We start from the raw sequence: 24,646 nt of genomic DNA on the forward strand, positions 1-24,646 counted from the left end.
CAAGGAGAACATCATGCAAAAAACCCCGCTGCGCGTCGGCATCGGCGGCCCGGTCGGTTCCGGCAAGACCCATCTCACCTGGGCGCTGTGCAAGGCGCTACGCGATATCTATAATGTCGCCGCCGTTACCAATGACATCTACACCCAGGAAGACGCGCAATTCCTGGTGAAGAACGAAGCCCTGTCGCCCGACCACATCATCGGCGTGGAAACCGGCGGCTGCCCGCACACCGCGATCCGCGAAGACGCCTCGATCAACCTCGAAGCCGTGGCGAGGCTCAACGCCCGCCACCCCGGCCTCGACGTGATCTTCATCGAAAGCGGCGGCGACAACCTGGCCGCCACCTTCAGCCCGGAACTGTCCGACCTGACGATCTACGTCATCGACGTCTCGGCCGGCGACAAGATTCCGCGCAAGGGCGGGCCAGGCATCTGCAAGTCCGATCTCCTGGTGATCAACAAGATCGATCTCGCGCCGCTGGTCGGCGCCTCGCTGGAGGTGATGGAGCGCGACGCCAAAAAGATGCGCGGCGAGCGGCCGTTCGTGTTTTCCAATCTCAAGAGCGGGCAGGGGCTGCAGGACATCATTCGCTTCATCGAAGACAAAGGCATGCTGACACTTAACAAGGAAGGAACCACCCATGCGTAAACACACCCTGATCCCGGCAGCGCTGCTGCTGGCCCTGAGCGCCGCCGCCCAGGCCCACCCCGGCCACGGCGTCAGCGGCCTCGAAAGCGGTCTCGCCCACCCGTTCTCGGGCCTGGACCACCTGCTGACGATGCTGGCCGTCGGCCTGTGGTCGTGGCAGATCGGCGGCTCCGCGCGCTGGCAAGGTCCGCTGACCTTCATGCTGATGCTGGCCGTGGGCGGCGCGCTGGGCTGGGCCGGCTTGGCCGTGCCCGGGCTGGAAACCGGCATCGCCGCCTCGGTGGTGGCCACCGGCATGCTGGTCGCCTTCGCCGCGCAGCCGGGCCGTACCGCCGCGCTCGCCGTGATTGGCGCCTTCGCCGTGCTGCACGGCATGGCGCACGGCCTGGAAATGCCGGGCAACGCCTCCGGCCTGGCGTATGCCGCCGGTTTCGTGCTGGCCTCCGGCCTGCTGCACACCGCCGGCCTGCTCTTGGGCGCCGGTCAGGCGCGCGTACGCGCCAGCCGCCTGCTGGTGCGCGGCGCCGGCGTGGCGATCTCGGCCAGCGGCGTGGCCCTCTTGGGCGGCTGGATCTGAACCCACCCCGTCCAACACCACAGAACGCCCCGGCATGGGGCGTTTTTTATGCCCACTCGCCAGAAAAAGAACAACCTATTGGTCCAAAAGTCGCGATTTGGGACAATAGATTGATACAAACGTCGCCGGGCAGCGCACCGCGCCCCATAGCGCACAACGTGGAGCTGTCACACCACAGGACATGGAAAAGACCAACCTATTAGTCCATAATCAGCCAATTGGACCAATAGGTTGAACTCCATGCCGAAACGCAACCTGCTCAAGCTGAGCCCGCTCCCGATAGAGGCCCGGTTCGCCCTGGAAGCTCTGGGCGAGCGCATCACCCAGGCCAGGAAGGAGCGCCGTCTGTCGCAGCGCGAAGTCGCCGAGATGCTCGGCATCTCCAAGACCACCTACGTCTCCATCGAACACGGCCGCGACTCGGCGCAGATCGGGCACTACGCCCGGGCGGTCTGGCTGCTCGACGTGCCGGGCACCTTCCTGCCGGTGCCGGAAGACGACGTTCTGGCGCTGGAGAAGGGGAAACCATGAGCGATGCACCGGTCCATGTCTGGCTGCCCGGTCAGGCCGTCTCGTCGCTGGCGGGGGCGTTCACGCTCGATGCCAGGGTCTCCCGGTTCCACTACGACGACGGCTACCGCGAGCAGGGCGGCCCCGCGCTGGCACCGGACATGCCCATCAGCAAGGCCACCCACAAGATCGCCGGCCGGGACCCGATTTTCCCGATCATGCTCGACAGCGGGCCCGACGACTGGGGCCACATGCTGCTCGAGCGCCGCCTGGAACGAGAAGTATCGCGTCTCGACGCCCTGACCCTGGGGCCCGCCGATGGCGCGGGCAACATCGTGCTCGGCCATCTGACGCCGGAACGATTCGAGACGATGTCGATTGAGGCGTTCCAGGCCGTGCTGGCCGACCTGCCGGAGGCACAGGACCCGGCGAGCCAGCGGCACCGGGAGCGCGTCATGCAGTCGGTGTTCCAGGGCACCAGCCTGGGCGGCGCCAAGCCGAAACTGACCCTCGAGCGGGACGGCGTGCAATACATCGCGAAGTTTCCCGAGCGAGGAGACGACCCCTTCCTGCCGCAACTGGAACTGGCCATGCTACGCCTGGCGCGGGACTGCGGCATCGACGCCTGCGAGGCGGAAGTGATCGAACCGGCGCCGCATCGCTACGCGCTGCTGGTCAAACGCTTCGACCGTCATGCGCAGGGCACGGGATTCGCCCGCACCGGCTACGTCAGCGCCTGGTCCGTCGCCCGTCTGGATCAGCATCAGGAGAAGAGGGAAGACCAGGCCTTATTGGCCACCCGAGGCTTTACCCCGGCCATGTACGCGCGCAGCTACGTGGCGCTGGCCGGCCACATGATGCGTTGGTGCGGGGGCGGCGAGCGCTACCGCGCCAACCTCCGTGAACTGTGGCGGCGGATCGTTTTCAACTCGCTGATCCGCAACACCGACGACCACCCGCGCAACCACGGCCTGCTGTGCGGCAGCATGGACCCGCACCAATGGGGACTGTCGCCGGCCTTCGACATGGTGGCGCAACGCTCCGCCGGCATCGTGCCGGGCCACGCCATGGCCTACCTGTTCGACGAACCCACGCGCGGCAGGAAGCATGCGCAGCGCCGGCTCGTGAGCGCCTCCAGCCGTGCCGACCTGCTTCTCGCCGCCACGTTGCACTACGGCTACGAACGGCACGAGGCGGAAAGCGTCCTTGAAGAAATGCGGGGGCTGGTGCGGGGCACGTGGCGGGAGTATCTGATTAGCGCGGGGATGCCGGCCGAGGAAACCGAGCGCTATGCGAAAACTCTGGGACAGGATTTCGATTGAGCGTTTCACACCCGCATCATCATGCACATAATGAAATTGCTTGATGGCGTGAGCGGTTTTCAGTTTGGCGACCGCGTGGCCGATATGACGGTGCTCGGGTCGAACGCTGCCTATTGCACGCTCCGGGCCGACCGCCTGACTGGCCTGCCGGCGGGTGTCGACGCGGCGGAGGCTGCCGCGCTGATCTTGAGCTGGACGACCGCCTACCAGCTCCTTCATCGTGCAGCCCGAGTGCAGCGAGGGCAGCGTGCGCTCGTACAAGGCGCCGCCGGAGCTGTTGGCCCGGCGCTGCTCGTACTAGGTAGGCGTGCTGGCCTGGAACTGTGGGGTACCGCGCGCGGCGAGCACGCGACACTGATCCGCGAACTTGGCGCCACACCGATCGAATACCGACGAGAAGACTTTACTCGCGTCCTGCCGGGTGGGTTCGATATCGTCTTCGATGGAATCGGGGAGGATGGTTACGCTCGCTCATTCGCATCGCTCAAGCGTGGCGGCCTGCCGGGCGGTCTTGAGGGCAAGCTCGTCCTGTGCCCGGACCTCCCATCGCGAAGCGACCGGATGCGCGCATAGGAGACTCAAACACGGCTCCCAAAGCGGTCTTCATGATCAGGTCAATTGCAATGGCGGGAGGAGGGGGAGAACGCTCGAGTGGACGGCCCCCACAGACCTCCTCATCAGGGAGAAGCACATGACCCCGTTAGTAAACGCACTGGATTCCTCCTTGATGGCGCTGCTTCCCGAACTGGAAGCCATCTACAAGGATTTGCATAGCCATCCGGAACTGTCGATGCAGGAAGTACGTACCGCCAAGATTGCCGCCGACTATCTCGACGCACAGGGCTTCGAGGTGACACGGGGAATCGGCGGCACCGGTGTCGTTGGTTTGCTGCAGAACGGCGATGGCCCCACCGTGTTGCTTCGGGCAGACATGGATGCACTGCCGATTACCGAAGCCACGGGGCTACCTTATGCCAGCACCGCCATCGCCAAGGATGAAGATGGGGTCGAAGTCGGGGTGTCGCATACCTGTGGCCACGACCTGCACGTAACCTGGCTAATGGGCGCCGCTCGCTTGCTTTCGGAACATCGCGACCTGTGGCAGGGGACGATCCTCGCAGTATTCCAACCCGGAGAAGAGGTCGGTCGCGGCGCGGCCGCCATGATGGACGACGGGATGATCGCACGCTTTCCGAAGCCGGACATCATCCTCGGTCAGCACGTGATGGTCGGCGCCGCAGGCACCGTGGGCTATCGGAGCGGAACGATCCTGTCGGCCGGGGATAGCCTGAAGGTCCAACTGTTCGGACGCGGCTCGCACGGCTCCCAACCACAGACGTCGATCGACCCTGTCATCATGGCGGCGTCCACCACGCTTCGGCTACAGACCATTGTGTCGCGCGAGATCGGTCCACTCGACAGCGCCGTGCTGACCGTCGGCGCCCTGCAGGCAGGCACCAAGGAAAACATCATTCCTGACGATGCGACCCTCAAACTAAATATCCGCACCTACGACGAGACCGTGCGCAATCATGTGCTGTCTGCCGTCAAGCGGATTTGCTGCGCCGAATGCGCGGCTTCGAATGCGCCGCGCGAACCGGAGTTCACCACGCTAAACAGCTACCCGCTGACCCAGAACGACGCGGCGGCGACAACTCGCGTGGCGCAGGCCTTCACAGCACAGTTTGGCGAACGCGCGATCGAGGTCAAACCGAAAGCGGCCAGCGAGGACTTCAGCATCTTTGGCCGACGCTGGGGCGCGCCCTACGTGTTCTGGTTCGTGGGGGGCACCGACGCCAAAGTCTATGCCGAAGCCAAGGCCAACCAGCGGCTGAACACCATTCCGAGCAATCACTCGCCCCGATATGCCCCCGTTCTCGACCCAACCTTGAAAACCGGCCTGCAGGCGATGCTGGCCGCCGCCTCCGCGTGGCTCAGCGAAGAGCCTCAAAAAGCATGAACGAGCATCAGCTCTTCACACTGCTGGATATAGCAGGGACGTTTGTTTTTGCCTTGAGCGGTGCTGTCGCGGCCAAGCAGCGAAATCTGGATCTGTTTGGCATCATCACCGTTGCGTTTACGGTGGCCTGCGGTGGTGGGGTGGTCCGGGATGTGTCCATCGGGGCCATACCGCCGGTTGGCCTGTCCAACTGGCATTATCTGATGGTATCGATCATCGCCGCGCTGCTCGTCATCGGAGCGTACCGCCCGGTCATGCGGCTCAAGCAACCCGTATTACTTTTCGACGCGGCAGGTCTGGGGTTGTTTGCCGCTGCAGGCGCACATAAGGCGTTGCACCATGTGCATAACGCCGAGGTCGCCATTCTGCTCGGCATGATTACGGCGGTTGGTGGTGGCGTACTGCGTGATGTGCTGCTCAATCGAGTGCCGTTGATCTTGCAAAAAGAAATCTACGCCTCGGCAGCCTTGGCCGGTGCGGCATTCGAAGTCGCCGCCGAACTTCAGGACTGGTCGACCCAATGGGTGCCATGGATTTCTATTGCCATCTGTTATGGCTTGCGTTACCTGTCACTGCAATACCACTGGAACCTGCCGACGTTTGCCACTGCCGACGATGACGTGACCACTCCGCCAGAATGACAGACAGCGAATTATGGTTGCACGTGCTAGACCCGCCATGGACCGGTGCGCCAGCGGCGCCAAGCAGGATGCGGCTCAAGGCCAAACAGATCAACGCCGTTCATCGCGCCTGCCGACAGCACGGCAGACTTGCCCCACCGAATACAGATGCAACATCCTTGCCTGAACCGGCTTAATAAATATAAAGGGACTTCCTCGTCTCTTGGGGCTGTTGACTTGGTGGTTTCGCCGACGGTGCTGGAGCTGACGAAGCCCCGTTCACTCGATGCCTTGGCCACTTCGCTGGCTCGGTACATGTCACGGTGGACTGAGCAATCAGTGTCGACAACTGCTCCGCCTCGTCGCGCGACACTTCACCGATCTCGCTCAGTTGCACAAGAATGACACCATGCCCGGGTGAAAGCACCCGGGCATGGCAAGGATTATCAACGCCAGGCTCGCATGGTCTCAGAGACTCTGGGCTTGGCCGGAGGGCCGCTGATTGGAGAAGGGCGGATGCCCCTGCGTGGAGCGTCTCCGCCCCGCCGATTACGAGGCCAGCGAGCCGGCGGCGTTCACCTTGACCGCCTCATGCGCCTCGCCCCGGCTCTTGACCCGCCCCAGCGAGCCGATCGCCACCGCCGCGATCAGCGCCGGCACCGCCAGCAGGCTCAGGATCACGCCCATGTCGAGCTGCATCGCCATCAGCCAGCCGCCGGACAGCGACCCCACCACCGAACCGCAACGACCCACGGCGTTGGCGTAGCTCACCCCGGTAGCGCGGTTGCTGGTCGGGTAGAAGGCGGCGGCCAGGGCGTTGGCCCCCACTTGCGAACCGCTGACGCAGAATCCCACCCCGAACACCGCCAGCACCAACAGCCAGAGCTGGCCGGCGCTGGCGCCGCACAGGGTCACGAAGACGGCGCCGATCACGTAGGTGACCGCCAGGGTACGGCAGGCGCCGAAACGGTCCATCAGTCGCCCCAGCAGAATGGCGCCGAGGGTGCCCCCGATCTGGAAGGTGGCCGTCACCAACGAGGCGCGGCTCAGGCTGGCGCCGGTGTTGTGCAGCAGGGTCGGCAGCCAGCTCGATATCAGGTAGATGATCAACAGGCTCATGAAGAAGCTCACCCACAGCAGCGCGGTGCCGAAGGCGAACGGAGCGCGGAACAGCTCGCGGACCGGCGCCTGGTCGCTGGCTTCATGCGCGGTCAGCTCCGGGTGGGACGACTGGGCCGGCGCCAGACGCGCCACGACGGCGTCGATCGCAGCCTGCGGGCGGCGCTTCAGTACCAGGAAACGCAGCGATTCCGGCAGGCTGCGGAGCAGCACCGGCACCAGCAGCAAGGGCAGCACGCCGCCCAAGAACAGCACGCCGCGCCAGCCGAAACTGGCCAGGATCTGCGCCGAAGCGAGGCCACCCAGCGCCGAGCCCACGGTGAAGCCGCAGAACATCAGCGTGACCAGGCTGGAGCGGCGCGCGCCCGGGCAATACTCGGAGGTCAGCGTGATGGCGTTGGGCATGGCGCCGCCCAGGCCCAGGCCGGTGAGAAAGCGCAGCACGATGAGCCAGGTGAGGTCCGGCGCCGCGGTCGAGGCCAGGCTGGCCAGACCGAAGAAGGCCACGGACAGCACCAAAATGGTCTTGCGTCCGACCCGGTCGGCGAGCGGGCCGAACAGCAGGGCGCCCGCCATCAGGCCGAACAGGCCGGCGCCGAACAGCGGGGCGAGCGCCGCCGCCGTCAAATGCCATTCCTCGCGGATGGCCGGGGCGATGAAGCCGATGGCGGCGGTGTCGAAGCCGTCGACCGCCACCACCAGAAAGCAGAGCCAGAGAATGCCGCGTTGCAGCCGTGAAAACGGCAGGGCATCGATGAAGTGCTGGACGTCCAGAGAGGCGCGCATGGGTTATCTCCTGAGTAGTGTGTGGGCGGCGCGTCGTGCACGCCGCTTCCGTTTTTGTTGTCGTGCGAATGCGGGATTAAGGAATCAGGCCACCTTGACCGTGATCGGGGCCAGGCCGTCGACGCGGGCCACCATGGTCTGGCCGCGCTCAACCGCGCCCACGCCTTCCGGCGTGCCGGTGAAGATCAGGTCGCCCGGCTGCAGCTCGAACAGGGTGGAGAGGTTGGCGATGGTCTCGCTCACCGACCAGATCAGGTGGGTCAGGTCGCTCTTCTGGCGGGTTTCGCCGTCCACGGTCAGCACGATCTCGCCGGCAGTGATCTCGCCGACGCTATCGCGCGGGCTGAGGACGCCGATCGGGGCGGAGTAGTCGAAGGCCTTGCCCACTTCCCACGGGCGGCCCATCTCGCGCATCTTCATCTGCAGGTCGCGGCGGGTCATGTCGAGGCCGACGGCGTAACCGAAGATATGGCTGGCGGCGTCTTCCACGGCGATGTCCTTGCCGCCCTTGCCGATTGCCACCACCAGCTCGATCTCGTAGTGGTAGTTGCTGGTCTGGGCCGGGTAGGGGATGGTCACGGTTTCACCGGCGGCCACCGGCACGACCGATTCCGGATCGTTCGGCTTGCAGAAGAAGAACGGCGGCTCGCGGTCCGGGTCGAAGCCCATTTCGCGGGCGTGGGCGGCGTAGTTGCGGCCGACGCAGTAGACGCGGCGCACCGGGAACAGCTCGGACGAACCGTCGACGGGCAGGCCGACAGTGGCAACGGGGTTGAACAGGTAACTCATGATGGTCTCTTCCTGGTTTGATGTGGGTCAGGGTCGGGTTCAAACGGTGGCCGGCTGCGGCGCGTCGGGCTGCCGTGCCGGCTCGGCGCGGCGGAACGCGTCGAGCTCGGCGCAGGCACGGTCCACGGCGACGATGTTTGGGTAGGGCGACAGGTTCACGCCGAAACGGCGCGCGCTTTCCACCTGAGGCACCAGGTACACGTCGGCCAGCGTCGGCGTGTTGCCAAAGCAGAAATCGCCCCGCGTTGGGTCGGCCGCCAGCAGTGCTTCCAGCGCGCCGAAACCGGCCTCGATCCAGGTGGCGCACCACGCCAGCACGGCGGCTTCGTCGCAGCCGAGCGTCTTGCGCAGGTACTCCAGCACGCGGCGGTTGTTGAGCGGGTGAATGTCGCAGCCCACCAGCGCCGCCAGCGCACGGACGCGGGCACGGCCATCCGGGTCTGCCGGCAGCAACGGCGGGGTCGGGTAACGCTCTTCCAGCCACTCGATGATGGCGGGCGACTGGATCAGCGTACGCTCGCCATCGACCAGCGCCGGCACCAGCCCTTGCGGGTTGAGCGCCTTGAAGGTGGTACCGAGGTGCTCCTCGCTGCGCAGGTCGACCGGCAGGTACTGGTAGTCCAGCCCCTTCAGGTTCAGCGCGATGCGCAGGCGGTGCGAGGTGCCGCTGCGGAAGAAGTTGTAGAGCTTCAGCACGTCGTTCCCCTCAGCCGCGCGCCAGGCAGTTGTCGGCGTTCCAGCCGTACAGCCATTCCATGGCGTCGTAGAAACGCTCGGCGCTGCGGCCTTTCCACAGCTCGTTGCGCACCAGCCGCTCCACGCCCTTGGCGTGGAAGATGCGGCCCATCTCGCGGGCGGAAAGCACGATGCGCGCGGTGCGGGCGACGCGGGAACGCTGGTAGAGCTCGAAGGCCTTGATGAAGTCGTTGCCGTTGACGCGCAGCGCCTCGCCCAGCGTCACGGCGTCTTCCAGCGCCATGCAGGCGCCCTGGGCCAGGTATTGCAGCGTCGGATGGGCGGCGTCGCCCAGCAGCGTGACGCGGCCGAACGACCAGGTGTCGATCGGTTCGCGGTCGGCGGTGGCCCAGCGTTTCCAGCTCTTGGGCAGCTCGATCAGCTGGCGCGCCTTGGGGCAGATGCCCTGGAAGTAGCTCTGCACTTCTTCCGGGCTGCCCTCGGTGACGCCCCATTCTTCCTTGTCGCGGCTGTGGAAGGTCACCACCACGTTGTACTGTTCGCCGCCGCGCAGCGGGTAGTGCACCAGGTGGCAGTTGGGGCCGACCCAGATGCTGGCGGCGTTCCACTGCAGGTTTTCCGGGAAATCCTTCTTGTCGATCACGGCGCGGTACACCACGTGGCCGGAGACGCGCGGCGGATCGTTGACGAACTGCTTGCGCACCACCGACTTGACGCCGTCGGCGCCGATCAGGGCGATGCCGCGATAAGCGTTGCCGTGCTGGTCGTAGACGGTGACGCCGTCGGCGTCCTGTTCCACGCGCTCGACGTGGGTGCCGGTCAGGAACTCGACGCGGCCGGTTTCCTTGGCGCCTTCCAGCAGCGACAGGTGCACGTCGACGCGATGGATCACGGCGTAGGGGTTGCCGAAGCGTTTGCGGAACGCCTCGCCGGTGGGGATACGGCCGACCAGGGTTTCGTCGAGCGCGTCGTGCATCACCATTTCGTCGGTGTAGACGGCGCGGCCGCGCGCCTTGTCGCCCACGCCCAGAGCATCGAAAGCATGGAAGGCGTTGGGGCCCAGTTGGATGCCGGCGCCAATCTCGCCGATCTGCGGCGCCTGCTCCAGCACTTTGACGGAAAAGCCTTGGCGTACCAGGGCCAGGGCGGCGGCGAGGCCGCCGATGCCGCCACCGGCGACGATCACGGGTAGAGTCTGAGTCATGTCTGTCTCCTCGATTTGCAGGGGTTGGCTGTGCTGGCTGGCATCAGCCGTGGCGGCGGACTTCGTAGAGTCCCAGCTTCTTGTGCAGGGGGGCTTCGTCGGCGATGAAGACGAAGGCCGGGGTGTCGGCGGAACCGTTCTTCAGCGTCACCGGGGCGAAACCCGGGGCGCAGCAGGTGTCGGCTTCGGCCAACGTGAAGGTCTTGCCGTCGATCTCGGCCGTGGCGGCGCCCTCGATGAGGTGGAACACCGTGGCGGGGGAGCGCGCCGGCAGCGCGAGGGTTTCGCCCGGGCGCAGCATCAGCGCCGAGTAGCCGAGGATGTTCTGGCAATCGCCGCCGGTTTCCGGGTTGACGTAGGCCACTTGCACCGCTTCGCCGGCCGGCTGGCGTGCCGCCAGGGCGAGCAGGGCGGCGCGCACCTCGGCCCAGGGGTAGCGCAGCATCGGGTAGCGCGGGGCGTTACGGCTGAAGATCGGGGAGGGCACCACGCCGCCGCGCAGGTAGGCGCGCTCGCTGCCTTCGCCGCTGATGGTCTGCGGCTGGCCTTCCTCGACGTAGGAGGCTTCCATGTAATAGACCAGCGGCAGGTCGAGTACGTCGAGCCACACCACCGGGGCGTCGCCGTCGTGGCCGTGTTCGTGCCACAGCCCGGTCGGGGTCAAGATCAGGTCGCCGCGCTGCATCGGGCATTTCTCGCCGTCCACCGTGGTGTAGGCGCCTTCGCCTTCGACGATCATGCGCACCGCGTTCGGGGTGTGGCGGTGCGACGGCGCGATCTCGCCCGGCAGCAAGAGCTGCATGCCGAGGTAGATGGCGGAGCTGGCCTGCATCTTTTCCAGGCCGTGGCCGGGGTTGGCCAGCACCAGCACGCGGCGCTCGGCCTTTTCGATCGGGGTGAGTTCGCCGGCCTGCATCAGCAGCGGGCGCAGCGCCTCGTAATGCCAGCAGGTGGCCTGGGTGCGCGGGCGGGGTTGTCCCGGGGGCAGTACGGCGCGCAGGCTGGGCCACAGCGGCACCAGGTTTTGGGCGCCGAGGGCGGCGCGGTAAGCGGCGGGCAGATCGTCCAGTCGACCGAGTTCCAACATGAGCTGTCTCCATACGTGTGGGCCTGGCACCAAGCCGGATTCGAAACTCCTGATCCAACTCAAGGCGTTCAAGTCCTTGTTGTGATGGCTCCCAATGTAGTGAGCGGTCGACATTCGGTCCATGCAATGGTATGAATGGACGTCATTCGAAAAACGAATAATGCTGGAGGGGAAATGCAGACAGCGGACGTGCGCCTGTTGCAGGTGTTCGACGAGATCTACAAGACGCGCAGCGTCACGCGCGCCGCGGACAATCTGGGGTTGGGGCAGCCGGCCGTCAGCATCGCGCTGGCCAAGCTGCGCGAGCATTTCGACGACCCGCTGTTCGTGCGCATCGCCAACGGCATGGAGCCGACACCGATGGCGCGCGAGCTGGAGCACGCGGTGCGTCAGGCGCTGGATGCGCTGGACCTGGTGTTCGGCCACCGCATCGATTTCGACCCAGCCAGTTCCGAGCGCACCTTCTGCATCAGCATGACCGACATCAGCCAGCTGGTGCTGTTGCCCAAGCTGTGGGCGCAGCTGCGCAAGACCTCGCCGGGCGTGCACATCGACATCGTGCCGCTGTCGACCGAGACACCGCGCATGCTGGAAACGGGCGAGGCGGATCTGGCGCTGGGCTTCATGCCGCAGCTGGAAGCCGGCTTCTACCAGCAGTCGCTGTTCCGCCAGCGCTATGTGTGCGTGGCCAGCACCGACCACCCGCGCATCCACGACGAACTGCCCCTGACGCAGTTCGAAACCGAGGAGCACGCCGTGGTCACCTCGTCAGGCACCGGGCACCTGATCCTGGATCGGGAAATCGCCCGCCAGGGCATCACCCGCCACATCGCGCTGCGCGTGCCCAATTACCTGGGCATCGCCTTCGTGGTCGAGCAGACCGACATGCTGGTGACGATTCCGGAACGACTGGCGCAGGTGCTGGAAGGGCGCGGCCGTTTCAAGGTGTTTCCGGTGCCGTTCGAACTGCCCGACTACGCCGTCAAACAGCACTGGCACGAGCGCTACCATCACGATCCGGGCAATCGCTGGCTCAGGCGGGTGATTTCCGACCTGCTGTCCGCGCCCGCCGTAGGAGCGGCTTAGACGTCCCGCCACATCGCGTCGCCGGCAAACGACTCCGCCAGGAAATCCAGCATGGTGCGCAGCGTCGCCGGCATATGCCGGCGCGAGGCATAGACTGCGTAGATGCCCAGGTCGCGCGGCCGGTAGTCGTCGAGCACGGCCACCAGCTCGCCCGTGTCGAGCCAGGGCGCGGCCGCCTGCAGCGGCTGCATGGTGATGCCGACGCCCTGGCGCGCCGCTTCCAGCAGGGCGGCGGTTTCGTTGGCGCTGACGTTGCCGCCCACCGGCACCGAGACCGGCTGCCCGTCGCGGGAAAACGCCCACAGGCTCTTGCCGAAGTAGGAATAGGTCAGACAGTTGTGCAGCGCCAGCTGCTCGGCGCGCTGCGGCGTGCCGTGTTCGCGTAGGTAGGCGGGGGAGGCGCACACCACCGAGCGGCACAGCCCCAGCTTGCGCGCGATCAGGTTGGGGTCGAGGTCGTTGGTGATGCGGATGGCCAGGTCGATGCCTTCCTCCACCAGGTTCACCGAGCGGTTCAGCAACTGCATGTCGACGGCGGTGGCCGGGTAGCGCTTGACGTAATCCGCCACCGCCCGCGCCAGGTAAGACTGTCCCAGCCATACGCTGCAGGTCAGGCGCAGGATGCCGCGCGGCGCAGCCTCGGGGGCGGTGACGGCGGCCTGCATCTCGTCCTCCAGCGCCAGCATCTGGCGGCAGCGCGGCAGCATTTCGCTGCCGGCCGAGGTCAGACTCAGCTTGCGCGTGGTCCGGTGCAGCAAGCGGGCGCCAGCCCACTCCTCCAATTCCGCCAGGTAGCGCGACACCATGGCGCGCGACATGTCCAGGCTGTCGGCGGCGTGGGACAGGCTGCCGCGTTCCGCCACTTCGACGAATACGCGCATGGCTTTCAATCGATCCATGATTTGCTCGATTCATGCAACAAACTGATCGCCATTATGCGGTTTTTTGTACCGTTCCGAACCATTACCATGCAGCCCATACCGTTATTCGCCGCAAGGACACCCTCATGAGCACGACCGTACTGCATTACCTCTACGACCCGCTGTGCGGCTGGTGCTACGGCGCCGCGCCGCTGGTCGAAGCCGCCCGCGCCATCCCGGAGCTGCACGTGGCGCTGCACGGTGGCGGCATGATGAGCGGCGCCAACCGCCAACCGGTGAGCGTGGCGCTGCGCAACTACGTGATGCCGCACGACCACCGCATCGCCGCGCTGACTGGGCAGGTATTTGGTGCCGACTACTTCGACGGCCTGTTGCGTGACACGGGCGCGGTATTCGACTCCACGCCGCCGACCACGGCCATCCTCGCCGCCGAAGCGCTCGGCGAACGTGGCGCCGACCTGCTCAAGCGCATCCAGATCGCCCACTACGTCGAAGGCCGCCGCATCGCCGACACCGAGGTGCTGAGTCAGCTGGCGGCCGATATCGGCCTCGACCCGACAGCCTTCGCCACCGAGTCCGCCCGTCAGGACGGCGCGGCGACCCAGGCCCACATCGCCGCCAGCCGTCACTTGCTGGGCCAAGTCGGCGGACGGGGTTTCCCGACCTTCGCGCTGCAGCAAGGCGACACGTTGACGCTGCTCGATGCCGGCCGCTTCTTCGGCCAACCTGCCGTCTGGCGCCACTTCCTCGAACAGCAAGGACGGGCAACGTTGGCCGAAGCCCCCGCGGCGGCAGCCCAGCCAGGCTGTGCCAACGGCAGCTGTGCCATCTGACCGATCCGAGCACGCCGCAGCATGGGTGAAGCGCAGCGCAACCCATCGAGTCGGCGAGCCGCAACATTCTCGATATCCATCCCGCTTTCCGCCGTGTCCGACGTGGCACGGCACCTCATCCAAGGAGAACACCATGAACGTCGTCATCATCGGCATCAGCGGCCGCGTCGGCTCGCGCCTCGCCACCGAACTGCTGCAACGCGGCCACCAGGTCACCGGCATCGCCCGCGATATCGGCAAGGTGGCGCCATGCGCCGGCGTAACGCTGAAACAGGGCGACGCCACCGACCCGGCGGCACTGGCGCCGCTGCTGGCCGGCCACGACGCCGTGATCAGCGCCGCGATGTTCCTGTCGAGCAACGCCGACAGCCTGATTTCGGCAGTCAAGCAAGCCGGCGTGCCGCGCCTCTTGGTGGTCGGCGGCGCCGGCAGCCTGGAAGTCGCCCCGGGTGTGCAGCTGATCGACACCCCGGAATTCCCCGCGATCTACAAGGCCGAGGCGAGCGCCGGCCGCGACTTCCTGAACGCCCTGCGCGGCGAATCGGCGCTGGACTGGACCTTCCTGTCGCCGTCCGCGTTGTTCGAACCGGGCGAGCGCACCGGCCGGTTCCGCATCGGTGCCGATGAACTCCTGATCGACGCCCAGGGCAAGAGCTGGATTTCGATGGAAGACTACGCCATCGCGCTGGTCGACGAGCTGGAAGCGCCAAAGCACACGCGCCGCCGCTTCACCGTCGGCTACTGAGCCGTCAACGGCGGCGTTTCCGCCATAAAGCAAACAGCCTTGGGCAGAGCCCAAGGCTGTTGTGTATCGGCGACGCTGCACCGACGTGTTCGCGCCACGGCCGGAATGCCACCCCGGGCGGTCTTGCTTTGCCGAAAGGCTAGCGCCGCGCCAGGATCTGCAGCCGGCCGAGCACCTGGCGCTTGCTGACCACGCCGAGAAAGCGCCGGTCGTTCAGGTTGTCCACCACCGGTATCCGCTCCAGCGGACTGGTGGCGAACAGGGTCCAGGCTTCCTTGAGGCTCGCCTGGGCCGGCAAGAGGTCGAAGGCCGTCTCGATGAGGCCTTCAATCGCGTCGTCCTGCCGTTCGGGATGGTCGCACAGCAAGGCGGCCAGCCGATGGATCGAGACCACGCCGACAAAACGGCCGGCGCTGTCGATGACGTAGAGGTAACGCGTCCGCGTCTGCTGGAAGCAGGCGTTGGCCTGGGCCACCGTCGTCGACGGCGTCAGGTGGGTGGTGACGCTTTCCAGGAGCGACATCAGCTCGGTATCGTGGAGCTCATCGACCCGCGCCAGGTACGCATGGCGCCGGTTCAGCACGTCGTAGAGCGAGTTCGTCCGAATCTTGCGCGAAACGGCATACGCCAGAATGCTCCCGGCCATGAGCGGCAGCAGCAGGCCCGCGTTCATGGTCATCTCGAACACCATCAGTACCGCCATCAGCGGGGCGTGACTCACCGCCGCCATGAACGCTCCCATGCCGATCAGGGCGATCAGAGTGCCATCGCCCTGGGGCAATGCCGGGTACATCGCCACGGCACCGGCGACAATCGCCCCCAGCGCCGCGCCGATGAACAGCGACGGGGTAAAGATGCCGCCCACCGCGTCCGATCCCACGATCAATGCCGTGGCGGCGATCTTCGCCAGCAGCGCCCACGGCACCGGCTCGGACAGCGGCCGCCCCTGCAGAATATCGATGATCGGCGTGTAGCCGTTGCCGCAGACCTCGGGAATGAACACCGCGATGGCCCCCATCAGGAGCCCGCCCAAGGCCATTTTCCACGGCATCGAGAGAGTAAGCTGGCGGAAAGCCTGCTTGCTGTTGTCGAGCACCAGCAGGAACAGCGGCGCCAGCAAGCCGGCCAGCAGACCGATCGGCAAGATCAGCAAGTAGACGCCCAGGCTCGGCACGGCAACGCCCGAGGCGAGGGCGAACGGCGCGTCGTGATGGCCGAAGGCGAGAATCGTCAGCGAGGCGGTGACCGCCGAGGCAAACAACGGCACCAGCAAATCCACGGTGAGGGCGCCCAACACGATTTCGGCAACGAACATCGCGCCCGCCAACGGCGTGTGATAGACGGAAGCCAGGCCCGCCGCCGCGCCGCAGGCGGTCATCAAGCGCAACTGGCGTTCATTGGCCCAGCGCCGTCCGGTCAGCGACCCCGTCACCGCCGCAAGCTGCACCATGGCGCCTTCGCGGCCGATGGAACCGGCGGAAACGATGGACGCTAGCGAAGACAGGCTGCGCAGCAGGGAGGGCCATAGGGGAAGACGACCGTTGCCATCCGATACCGCATCCATATACTCGCCATGCGACGCACCATGCTTGCGTTGCGCGTACAACAGGATCAAACCGGCCAGGCCTCCGCCCAAGGCCGGAACGAACAAGCGCCAGCGCCAGTCGAGCTGCGCCATGATCACGGTGATATCCTGCGCCGAGCCGAACAGCACGCGGTCGCCGACATCGATGGCGTGCCGGAACAGGCTGGTCACGCCCGCGGCGAGCATGCCAATCGGCACCGCCAGCAGCAGATTCACGGCGTTAATGTCGAGTCGTCCTAGTGTGCGGGAGCGGGCAGCATGCATATGACGGGCATCTTGAGGGAGAGGTTGACTTGCTGATTGCCCGGCATTATAGCGAAGTTGCCGAGCGGCTCGCGTTCGCGGGCGGCCGCAATCAAACGTCCTTGCCCTATTTGTTTCAGATGCAGTGCGGCGTGGGGCAAGCACCTCACGTCAAGCCGGAGAACGACGATGCGAAAACCCCTTGCCATGATACTTGCCGCGTCACTGGCAACCACCGTGGCGCAGGCTCAAACCATGGATGCCCCGGACATGGCGCACATGGACCATGCGGCACACATGGCGGCCATCGCCCGACAGCAGGCGGAAGTGGCGCAACGGGGCAAAGAAGTGATGCCGTTCGATCTGAGCGCAACCCAGCACATCTTCACCAAGACGCCGGAGGGCGGCATTCAGCGGGTCGTGGCACGACGCGCCGAAGACGCCGGGCAGGTGCGGCAGATCAGGCTGCACCTCGAAGACATCCGGAAACAGTTCTCCCAAGGCGATTTTTCCGGACCACGCCATATCCACGGCGAACAGATGCCGGGGCTAGCGGCGCTTCAGGCCGCCAAGCCCGGTCAAATCGCCGTTACGTACCGAGCCATTCCCGAGGGTGCGGAGCTGACCTACTCGACGGCCGACCCGCGGCTTGTCACCGCACTGCATGACTGGTTCGACGCGCAAGTGTCCGACCACGGCAAGGATGCCGTAGTGGGCCACTGACACGGATGTATCGTCGATAACATCGAGCCCACCCGGCGAAGCCGCCGCGCAGGGCGGTCGCCTCGCCGCTGCCAACGCAGCATCCATGATGCGCCGGAATACCTTATGCGTGCTTGTGCGGCAGAAGAGAGCTGTCCTCATGGCCGCAGCGACTGCCGCCGAGGTGGCTCGCCGGCGTCGCCGGGCCTCGCCACGCCACGTCGCCAGGTTGATCCAACTCGCGCAGGATGCCGCAATCGCGCGTGGCCCGGGCCGCCAGGCACTGGCCGCGCAGATCGATCAATTGCCTTTCCAGGGCCTGCAGCTCGGCCATCCTGGCCTGCACATGCTGCAGGTGGGCATCGATCAGTTCGTTGATCGACTCGCAGCTGGCATCCGGCTCGACGCGAGCCTGGAGCAGCGCCCGAATCTCGCCATGCGTCATGTCCAGCGCCCGGCAGCGGCGGATGAACGTCAGTCGCTCCACGTGGCCGTGGTCGTACCTGCGGTAGTTGTTGGCCTGATCGCGCACCGCTGCCGGCAGCAGTCCCTCGCGTTCGTAGTAGCGCACGGTTTCCACCGGGCAGCCCGCCTGTTTTGCCAATTCACCGATTTTCATTTGCCGCCCTTCGTTGCTTGACCCTGTAGTAACTACAGGGTGTTCAATGCACAGCATACGATGAAAAACGGAGCCTCACCATGGCCGGCTGCTGCGACCACGACCCCAAAAACAAACCCGACCCCTTGGAGCGGCATGTCGTCCCGGCTCGACGCCATGCGGGCCCGAAGTATCGTGTGGCTCCGATGGCAGCGCAAAGCCATCGGCACGACCACGCTCACGACCATGCCGATGGCCAGTGCTGCGCGCCCGCCGCGATCGCCTTTGGCGCGCTCGCCGCGCCGGAAACGGTCGCAAACGGCATGCGGACCGCCATGCGCATCATGCAGATGGACTGCCCCACAGAAGAGGCGCTGATTCGCCGGAAACTGGGCACGATGGCGTCCGTCAAGAGCCTGGAGTTCAACCTGATGCAGCGGGTGCTGACGGTGGTGCATGCCCCCGATGCGCTGGCCCCGATCCTGGAGGCGGTGCGCTCTCTCGGCTTCGAGCCCGAAGTCCCGGATGCCCAAGGCCAGCTTGCAAAGCCGGTGGCGCAGAAGAAACCGTGGTGGCCTTTGGCTCTTGCCGGCACGGCGGCCATCGCCTCGGAGGCGGCGGGGTGGGGCGGTTTGCCGGGCACCCTGTCCGCCGCACTGGCCATTCTCGCTGTCGCTTCATGCGGGCTGACCACCTACAAGAAGGGATGGGTGGCGATTCGCCACCGCAACCTGAACATCAACGCTCTCATGAGCATCGCCGTGACCGGCGCACTGTTGTTGGGGCAGTGGCCCGAGGCGGCCATGGTGATGGTGCTGTTCACGCTCGCCGAACTGATCGAGGCCAAGTCGCTCGACCGGGCCCGTCATGCGATTAAGGGGCTGATGGAACTGGCGCCGGAGGTGGCGACCAGTTTGCAAGCCGACGGGACGTGGCAGGAGGTCGAGGCCAGGACGGTGACGGTGGGCAGCCTGGTCCGGGTCCGGCCCGGCGAGCGTATCGGGCTCGATGGCGAGATCGTGCGCGGTCGCTCCAGCATCAACCAGGCACCGATCACGGGTGAGAGCATGCCGGTCGACAAGGGCGAGGGCGACGCCGTGTTTGCCGGCACCATCAACCAGTCGGGTTCCTTCGAGTACCGCGTCACGTCTGTAGCGGCCGATACCACGCTGGCGCGCATCATTCATGCCGTCGAACAAGCACAAGGCTCAAAAGCACCGACGCAGCGCTTTGTCGACCAGTTCGCCCGCGTCTACACCCCGGCCGTGTTCGCCATTGCCCTGGCCGTGGCCGTGCTGCCACCCTGGCTGCTGGGCGGCAACTGGCACGACTGGATCTACAAGGCGCTGGTCTTGCTGGTGATCGCCTGCCCGTGCGCGCTGGTGATCTCCACCCCTGTCACCATCGTCAGCGGCCTGGCCGCCGCGGCGCGCCATGGCATTCTGATCAAGGGCGGCATCTATCTGGAGCAAGGCCGCCTGCTGAAATGGCTGGCGCTCGACAAGACCGGCACCATTACCCATGGCCAACCGCAACAAACCGACTTCGAGCTACACGCTGACGTCGCAGCGGAACACTGCCGCCGCCTGGCGGCCAGCCTGGCCGGCCGTTCTGATCACCCCGTATCGCAAGCCATCGCCAACCAAGCCGAACAGGACGGTGCCAAACGGGACAATGTCGCCGCTTTCGAGGCGCTACCGGGGCGCGGCGTACGCGGTATGATCGCCGGCAAGCGCTACTTTCTCGGCAATCATCGCCTGGTGCATGAACTCGATCGGTGCACTCCTTCGCTGGAAGCGCGTCTCGATGAGCTGGAACGCCAGGGCAAAAGCGTCGTCATGCTCATCGACGAACACCAGGTCCTGGCCTTGTTCGCCGTGGCCGACACGGTCAAGAGCTCCAGTCGCGACGCCATCGCCGAACTGCACGCATTAGGAGTCAAGACGGTCATGCTGACCGGCGACAACCCACATACGGCAGCAGCGATAGCGAAGCAAGTGGGCATCGACCAGGTTCGCGGTAACCAGATGCCCGAAGACAAGCTGAAAGCCGTCGAATCCTTCGAAAAAGCAGGTCCGGTGGGGATGGTGGGGGATGGCATCAACGACGCCCCGGCACTGGCTCGTGCCCACATTGGCTTTGCCATGGGCGCGATGGGCACCGACACGGCGATCGAAACCGCTGACGTTGCCTTGATGGATGACGACTTGCGCAAGATTCCGACCTTTATCCGCCTGTCGCGCGCCACTCGCTCCGTACTGCTCCAGAACATTACCCTGGCGCTGGGGATCAAGGGGCTATTCCTGGCGCTGACCTTGGGCGGCCTGGGGACGATGTGGATGGCGGTGTTCGCCGACGTGGGTGCGAGCCTGCTGGTGGTCGGGAATGGCTTGAGGCTGCTGCGACAGTAGGCATCGTCCACAGCCCTCATTCCGGACAGCCAATCGGTATCGGCCGCTTCAATCCGGCACCGGCAGGCGGCTGGACGATTTGACTTCCCGCAGCGCGAGGCTCGACTGGATCGAGTGAACACCCGGCATCTTGCGCAGCACGTTCTCGACGAAATCGCTGTAACCATCCAGGTTCTCCGCCACCACCTGCAGCAAGTAGTCGGCCGCCCCCGTGATCTTGTGACAGGCCAATACCTCCGGCCGATCCCGTATCGCCTCCTCGAAGCGATTGGGCGCCTCGTCGGCATGCACGGCGAAGCTCACGCTGACGAAGGCCAGCACGTCGTAGCCCAGTTTGCGGCGATCGAGGTTGGCCTGGTAGTCCTTGATGTAGCCCTCGTCCTCCAGCCGTTTGAGCCGGCGCCAGCACGGCGTCACGCTCAGCGAGAGCTGTTCGGCCAACTTGGGGTTGGACAGGGCACCATCCTGCTGCAACAGGCGCAAGATGGTCCGATCCGTCGTGTCCAGCTCATGCCTTGGTTTGTTTCCGCTCATTTTCGCTGCTTTGTGAGTTTATCTTTCTCAAAGAGTAGCCGTTTTTGAGTTCAAAAAGCAAAACACATCCCGCCGGCAGACTACATACTTGTTCCCGTCATCTTCTTCACCGGATTGCCCACACCATGCTGACCGTCTACAGCCCAGCCCACCGGCTGCACCATGCCACCGAACTGAAAGACGGCCTGATCAAGCCGTGCTTCGAAATGCCCAGCCGGGCCGATACCATCCTCGCCCGAGTGCAGGCGGTCGGCCTGGGCGAGGTGATCGCCCCGCGTGATTACGATACTTCCCGCTACGCCCGCGTCCACAGTGAGCGCTACGTGCGCTTCCTCGAAAACGCCTGGGCCGAGTGGAGCGCACTGGGCCGCACACACGATGCCTTGCCGCTGATCTGGCCGGTACGCGATCTGCGCAGCGACATCGAGCCCGAGCACATCGACGGCAAGCTGGGCCTCTACGCCATGGACGCCGGCGTGGCGATCACCGCCGGCACCTGGGAAGCGGTGCGCACCAGCGCCAACCTGGCCCTGACCGGCATGGCCAAGCTGGAAGAGGGCGAACATAGTGCCTTTGCGCTGTGCCGCCCGCCCGGCCACCATGCCGCCGCCGAATACATGGGCGGTTACTGCTATCTGAACAACGCTGCCATCGCCGCCCAGGCCTGCCTCGATGGCGGCGCCAAACGCGTGGCGGTGCTCGACGTCGATTACCACCACGGTAACGGCACCCAGAGCATCTTCTATCAGCGCGCCGACGCGATGTTCGTGTCCCTGCACGGCGACCCGAAACAGTCCTACCCCTATTTCCTGGGGCACCGGGACGAGCAGGGCGCCGGCGCCGGGCTGGGCTTCAACCACAACTACCCGCTGCCGCACGGCACCGCCTGGGACGGCTACGGCGAGGCGCTCGCCCACGCCTGCCGCGCCATCGCCGCCTATGCACCGGACGCGGTGGTGGTGTCGCTGGGGGTGGATACCTTCAAGGACGACCCGATCAGCCACTTCCAGCTCGATAACGAGGACTTCCTGCGCATCGGCGAGGCCGTCGCCGGCATCGGCCGACCCACCCTGTTCGTGATGGAAGGGGGCTACATGGTCGACGACATCGGCGTCAACGCGGTGAACGTGCTGCGGGGGTTCGAGGCGGCGCGCTGAGTCTGTCGAGTTGCCTGCCCCAGGCGGCGAGGGTGATGCATAAATGTCATCGGTCAGTGAAATAAACGCGCTTTGCCCAGCGTGGCGGTGCCCGTAATATCGCCCATGCAATCACGGGCTACGCGGCAACCGTGCCCCATCCGCGCCATCAACGAGCAAGAGAACCCCGATGAACATCACCATTCGCCCCGCCCACAAAGAAGATGCCGCGCTGATTCTGCGCTTCATCACCGAGCTGGCCATTTACGAGAAAGCTGGCGACCAGGTGGCCGCCACCGTGGCGTCCATCGAAGCCAGCTTGTTCGGCGAGGATTCGCCGGCGCGCGCGCTGATCTGCGAAGTGAATAGCGAGGCGGCGGGCTATGCCGTCTACTTCTTCAATTACTCCACCTGGCAGGCGAAAAAGGGGTTGTATCTCGAAGATTTGTATATTTCGCCAGCCATGCGCGGTGATGGCGCCGGCAAACGCATGCTGCAGCATCTGGCGGCCATCGCGGTGGAAAACAGCTGCGGCCGTTTCGAGTGGAGCGTGCTGGACTGGAACCAGCCCGCCATCGATTTCTACCGGTCGATCGGGGCCGAGCCGCAAGACGAGTGGGTGCGCTACCGCATGTCGGGCTCCCCGCTGCGAGACTTTGCCGCCAGCGCCTGAGACGGCCGCAGTCCACCGGAAATGCCGCGCACCAACGATGTGAACCTGGCTCGCTTATTACGAAGGCGAAGCCTTTGGAGCCGGTGAGGCCGAGGGGGGTGTCAACCAAAGCAAAGAGGGTGCCCAAGGCACCCTCTTTGCTTGATTTAAAACGGAGCACGGTCAAGCGGCAAGCCGTTTCTCAGCCTTGCAACAGCGCTTCATGCTGCAGTCCGAACATCAGGCCGCCCCAGTGCCGCCCCTGGTGGTAGATCGGCACCGAGACCAGCGCGAAGATGTCGCCGACGTCGCGCACGTAGGCTTGGAACAGGAACTCGCTCTTGTCGGTGCTGGTTCGATGCAGCATCGGGTTGCCCTTGTGGAAGCGCTTGTCGCGGCTCACCAGCGTGTTGCGTGCCACATCGTCGGTCTGCGGTTGGCAGTATTTGCTGACGTGGGTGGGAGGATAGGCCTCGTCGCCGACGCAGATCACCGCCAGGTCGCAGCCCGGCATGTCGGCCGCCAGTCGGTCGAAGTAGGGGCGGAAGAGTTGCTCGTAGGCCTTGTCGTAACTGGTGTGGTACTGCTGCGGGTTGGTACCGGGAATCGGCTTGAAGGACTTGTCGAACAGATCGAGCCCCTGGGCGGCGAGCTGCTCGAGCATCGCTTCACACTCCACCTTGCTCTGGCGCAACCGGGCGGTGATGCGGTCGAACGCGGCGTCGGCCACCTGGAACAGGCCGAGTTTGGCCATGACCTGTTCGGCCGAACCGATCAGCTCCCGAGAGGGGCCGATGCTGCCCTCCATCAATGTGGACATCTGTTCCGACAACTGATGCATGCGTCCGACGCTGCCGTGGATGTCGCGGTTGTTCTCGCTCAGTGTGCTCATGGCGCCCTGGATGGCACCGATCTCGCGGTTGACCTGCTGGCTGCCCTGGACGAACTGGTTGAGCTGGCTCGTGGCGTCATCCAGCACGTCGCTCGCCTTGAGGATGCTCTCGGCGATCGACTGTGCCGCCCCTGCCGTCTGCCGCGATTGTTCGTGGATTTCCTGTACCTTGCCGCCGACGCTCGAAGCGAGGGTGTTGGTGCGTTCGGCGAGCTGGCGCACTTCGTCCGCCACCACCGCGAAACCGCGCCCGGCCTCGCCGGCGCGGGCCGCTTCGATGGCGGCGTTGAGCGCCAGCAGGTTGGTCTGATCAGAAATGCCGCGAATCTGCGCCACGCTGGAGATGATCGCCTCGGTGTCTTCCAGCAGCTTGTCGATGCTCCGGGTGAAGCCGGTCATGATCTGGGCGGCTTCACGTGCGTTCTGGTTGGCCACCGCCATCTCCTGACTGGTGCTTTCGGCCCCCTGGGTCAGTTCGCTGGCTACGCCGGAGATCACGCTAACGCTGGCACTGACGTTTTCCATTTCGGCGCTGCTGCGTTCGGTGCGGGCAAAGATGCCTTCGGCCAAGGTTTCCTGTTCGCGCGCCTTGTTGTCGGCATCCTTGATCTGCTTGCCGATCTGCGCCGCCTTGATCGACAGCACGATGTTGTTGTGGCGTACGCCCACCATGGTCTCGCACACCGTGCCCCGGTATTTGTTGGCCGATTCCACCGAGGTGCGCAGCGCACCGCCCACCGCCGGGTACTGGTAGGTCAGGTTGCGCGCATGCTTTTGCTGCACATGGTGGATCGCCCCTTCGAAGCGGCTGAGCGGCCTGAACACCTGGTTCACCAACCAGACGGTGCTGGCCGCCAGCAGCACGATGGCTACGCTGGCGAACCCGGCGGCCGCCATTCCTGCGCCCTGATTGAGCAGCAGCAGGCTGCCCAGCACCGTCACGGCAAGCTGACTCAGCACGACCCCAATAAAAATGCGCTTCATGTATTTTTTCCTTTTTTGTCGTTCTTTTTTTCTGCAACGCCGATG

Annotated in this window: 24 protein-coding genes; 14 read left to right on the forward strand and 10 right to left on the reverse strand. The window is 65.4% G+C overall.

What is annotated here, in order from left to right:
- Positions 1–13 precede the first annotated feature (13 nt).
- From ureG to NH8B_RS09850, 7 genes are all read left to right on the forward strand, one after another.
- The gene (ureG, locus tag NH8B_RS09820; RefSeq protein WP_014087182.1) at positions 14–649 is read left to right on the forward strand and encodes an urease accessory protein UreG; all 636 of its coding nucleotides are present in this window, start codon (positions 14–16) and stop codon (positions 647–649) included.
- Complete coding sequence (locus NH8B_RS09825; RefSeq protein ID WP_014087183.1) at positions 642–1,226, forward strand: HupE/UreJ family protein; 585 nt, start codon at positions 642–644, stop codon at positions 1,224–1,226. Before ureG ends, NH8B_RS09825 begins: the two co-directional genes overlap by 8 nt.
- 240 nt (positions 1,227–1,466) lie before the next feature.
- Positions 1,467–1,757, forward strand: a complete 291-nt coding sequence (locus NH8B_RS09830) for a helix-turn-helix domain-containing protein (RefSeq protein ID WP_008954176.1) — start codon at positions 1,467–1,469, stop codon at positions 1,755–1,757.
- Positions 1,754–3,058 (forward strand): type II toxin-antitoxin system HipA family toxin, encoded by a 1,305-nt coding sequence (locus NH8B_RS09835; protein ID WP_014087184.1) that lies wholly within the window; start codon positions 1,754–1,756, stop codon positions 3,056–3,058. The genes NH8B_RS09830 and NH8B_RS09835 overlap by 4 nt, the downstream gene beginning before the upstream one ends.
- Before the next feature lie 30 nt (positions 3,059–3,088).
- Positions 3,089–3,631 carry a hypothetical protein gene (locus NH8B_RS09840; protein WP_198408199.1) on the forward strand — a complete coding sequence of 181 codons (543 nt, stop codon included), beginning with the start codon at positions 3,089–3,091 and terminating at the stop codon, positions 3,629–3,631.
- Between the two features lie 118 nt (positions 3,632–3,749).
- Complete coding sequence (locus NH8B_RS09845; RefSeq protein WP_014087186.1) at positions 3,750–5,018, forward strand: M20 family metallopeptidase; 1,269 nt, start codon at positions 3,750–3,752, stop codon at positions 5,016–5,018.
- Positions 5,015–5,659 (forward strand): trimeric intracellular cation channel family protein, encoded by a 645-nt coding sequence (locus NH8B_RS09850; RefSeq protein WP_014087187.1) that lies wholly within the window; start codon positions 5,015–5,017, stop codon positions 5,657–5,659. Before NH8B_RS09845 ends, NH8B_RS09850 begins: the two co-directional genes overlap by 4 nt.
- A 528-nt stretch (positions 5,660–6,187) precedes the next feature.
- Here the strand turns inward: NH8B_RS09850 and NH8B_RS09855 are convergent.
- From NH8B_RS09855 to NH8B_RS09875, 5 genes are all read right to left on the reverse strand, one after another.
- A complete protein-coding gene (locus NH8B_RS09855; RefSeq protein ID WP_014087188.1) occupies positions 6,188–7,543 on the reverse strand; it encodes an MFS transporter in 1,356 nt (451 codons plus the stop codon).
- Between the two features lie 84 nt (positions 7,544–7,627).
- Entirely contained in the window at positions 7,628–8,332 is a 705-nt protein-coding gene (locus NH8B_RS09860; RefSeq protein ID WP_014087189.1) for a fumarylacetoacetate hydrolase family protein, read from the reverse strand.
- A 39-nt stretch (positions 8,333–8,371) separates the two neighbouring features.
- Positions 8,372–9,028 (reverse strand): maleylacetoacetate isomerase, encoded by a 657-nt coding sequence (maiA, locus tag NH8B_RS09865; RefSeq protein ID WP_014087190.1) that lies wholly within the window; start codon positions 9,026–9,028, stop codon positions 8,372–8,374.
- 10 nt (positions 9,029–9,038) lie between these two features.
- The gene (locus NH8B_RS09870) at positions 9,039–10,232 is read right to left on the reverse strand and encodes a 3-hydroxybenzoate 6-monooxygenase (protein ID WP_014087191.1); all 1,194 of its coding nucleotides are present in this window, start codon (positions 10,230–10,232) and stop codon (positions 9,039–9,041) included.
- A gap of 43 nt (positions 10,233–10,275) precedes the next feature.
- Positions 10,276–11,319 carry a cupin domain-containing protein gene (locus NH8B_RS09875; RefSeq protein WP_014087192.1) on the reverse strand — a complete coding sequence of 348 codons (1,044 nt, stop codon included), beginning with the start codon at positions 11,317–11,319 and terminating at the stop codon, positions 10,276–10,278.
- A 174-nt stretch (positions 11,320–11,493) separates the two neighbouring features.
- On the opposite strand from NH8B_RS09875, the gene NH8B_RS09880 reads away from it, so the two are divergent.
- A complete protein-coding gene (locus tag NH8B_RS09880) occupies positions 11,494–12,405 on the forward strand; it encodes a LysR family transcriptional regulator (protein ID WP_014087193.1) in 912 nt (303 codons plus the stop codon).
- Here the strand turns inward: NH8B_RS09880 and NH8B_RS09885 are convergent.
- Positions 12,402–13,304, reverse strand: coding sequence for a LysR family transcriptional regulator (locus NH8B_RS09885; RefSeq protein ID WP_014087194.1), 903 nt, complete (start codon positions 13,302–13,304; stop codon positions 12,402–12,404). The genes NH8B_RS09880 and NH8B_RS09885 overlap by 4 nt on opposite strands.
- Before the next feature lie 107 nt (positions 13,305–13,411).
- On the opposite strand from NH8B_RS09885, the gene NH8B_RS09890 reads away from it, so the two are divergent.
- The gene (locus NH8B_RS09890) at positions 13,412–14,119 is read left to right on the forward strand and encodes a DsbA family protein (protein WP_014087195.1); all 708 of its coding nucleotides are present in this window, start codon (positions 13,412–13,414) and stop codon (positions 14,117–14,119) included.
- Between the two features lie 133 nt (positions 14,120–14,252).
- Positions 14,253–14,864, forward strand: coding sequence for an NAD(P)-dependent oxidoreductase (locus NH8B_RS09895; protein WP_014087196.1), 612 nt, complete (start codon positions 14,253–14,255; stop codon positions 14,862–14,864).
- Between the two features lie 139 nt (positions 14,865–15,003).
- Here the strand turns inward: NH8B_RS09895 and NH8B_RS09900 are convergent, their stop codons facing one another.
- Positions 15,004–16,665, reverse strand: coding sequence for a ClcB-like voltage-gated chloride channel protein (locus NH8B_RS09900; RefSeq protein ID WP_158453621.1), 1,662 nt, complete (start codon positions 16,663–16,665; stop codon positions 15,004–15,006).
- A gap of 216 nt (positions 16,666–16,881) precedes the next feature.
- On the opposite strand from NH8B_RS09900, the gene NH8B_RS09905 reads away from it, so the two are divergent.
- Entirely contained in the window at positions 16,882–17,415 is a 534-nt protein-coding gene (locus tag NH8B_RS09905) for a hypothetical protein (protein ID WP_014087199.1), read from the forward strand.
- 103 nt (positions 17,416–17,518) lie between these two features.
- Here the strand turns inward: NH8B_RS09905 and cadR are convergent, their stop codons facing one another.
- Positions 17,519–18,013 (reverse strand): Cd(II)/Pb(II)-responsive transcriptional regulator, encoded by a 495-nt coding sequence (gene cadR, locus NH8B_RS09910; RefSeq protein ID WP_014087200.1) that lies wholly within the window; start codon positions 18,011–18,013, stop codon positions 17,519–17,521.
- Between the two features lie 80 nt (positions 18,014–18,093).
- Here cadR and NH8B_RS09915 point away from each other — a divergent pair, with 80 nt between their 5' ends.
- Positions 18,094–20,403: a heavy metal translocating P-type ATPase gene (locus NH8B_RS09915; protein WP_014087201.1), complete on the forward strand. Its 2,310-nt coding sequence runs from the start codon at positions 18,094–18,096 to the stop codon at positions 20,401–20,403.
- 48 nt (positions 20,404–20,451) lie between these two features.
- Here NH8B_RS09915 and NH8B_RS09920 read toward each other — a convergent pair whose 3' ends face one another.
- Complete coding sequence (locus NH8B_RS09920) at positions 20,452–20,937, reverse strand: Lrp/AsnC family transcriptional regulator (RefSeq protein ID WP_008954193.1); 486 nt, start codon at positions 20,935–20,937, stop codon at positions 20,452–20,454.
- 125 nt (positions 20,938–21,062) lie between these two features.
- Between NH8B_RS09920 and NH8B_RS09925 the strand changes: the two genes are divergently transcribed.
- The gene (locus NH8B_RS09925) at positions 21,063–22,094 is read left to right on the forward strand and encodes a histone deacetylase family protein (protein WP_014087202.1); all 1,032 of its coding nucleotides are present in this window, start codon (positions 21,063–21,065) and stop codon (positions 22,092–22,094) included.
- A gap of 169 nt (positions 22,095–22,263) precedes the next feature.
- The gene (locus tag NH8B_RS09930) at positions 22,264–22,746 is read left to right on the forward strand and encodes a GNAT family N-acetyltransferase (RefSeq protein WP_014087203.1); all 483 of its coding nucleotides are present in this window, start codon (positions 22,264–22,266) and stop codon (positions 22,744–22,746) included.
- A gap of 181 nt (positions 22,747–22,927) precedes the next feature.
- On the opposite strand, the gene NH8B_RS09935 is transcribed toward NH8B_RS09930, so the two are convergent.
- Positions 22,928–24,601: a methyl-accepting chemotaxis protein gene (locus NH8B_RS09935; protein ID WP_014087204.1), complete on the reverse strand. Its 1,674-nt coding sequence runs from the start codon at positions 24,599–24,601 to the stop codon at positions 22,928–22,930.
- Positions 24,602–24,646 lie beyond the last annotated feature (45 nt).

The sequence above is a fragment of the Pseudogulbenkiania sp. NH8B genome (assembly GCF_000283535.1).
In the GTDB taxonomy this organism is placed as follows: Bacteria; Pseudomonadota; Gammaproteobacteria; order Burkholderiales; family Chromobacteriaceae; genus Pseudogulbenkiania; species Pseudogulbenkiania ferrooxidans.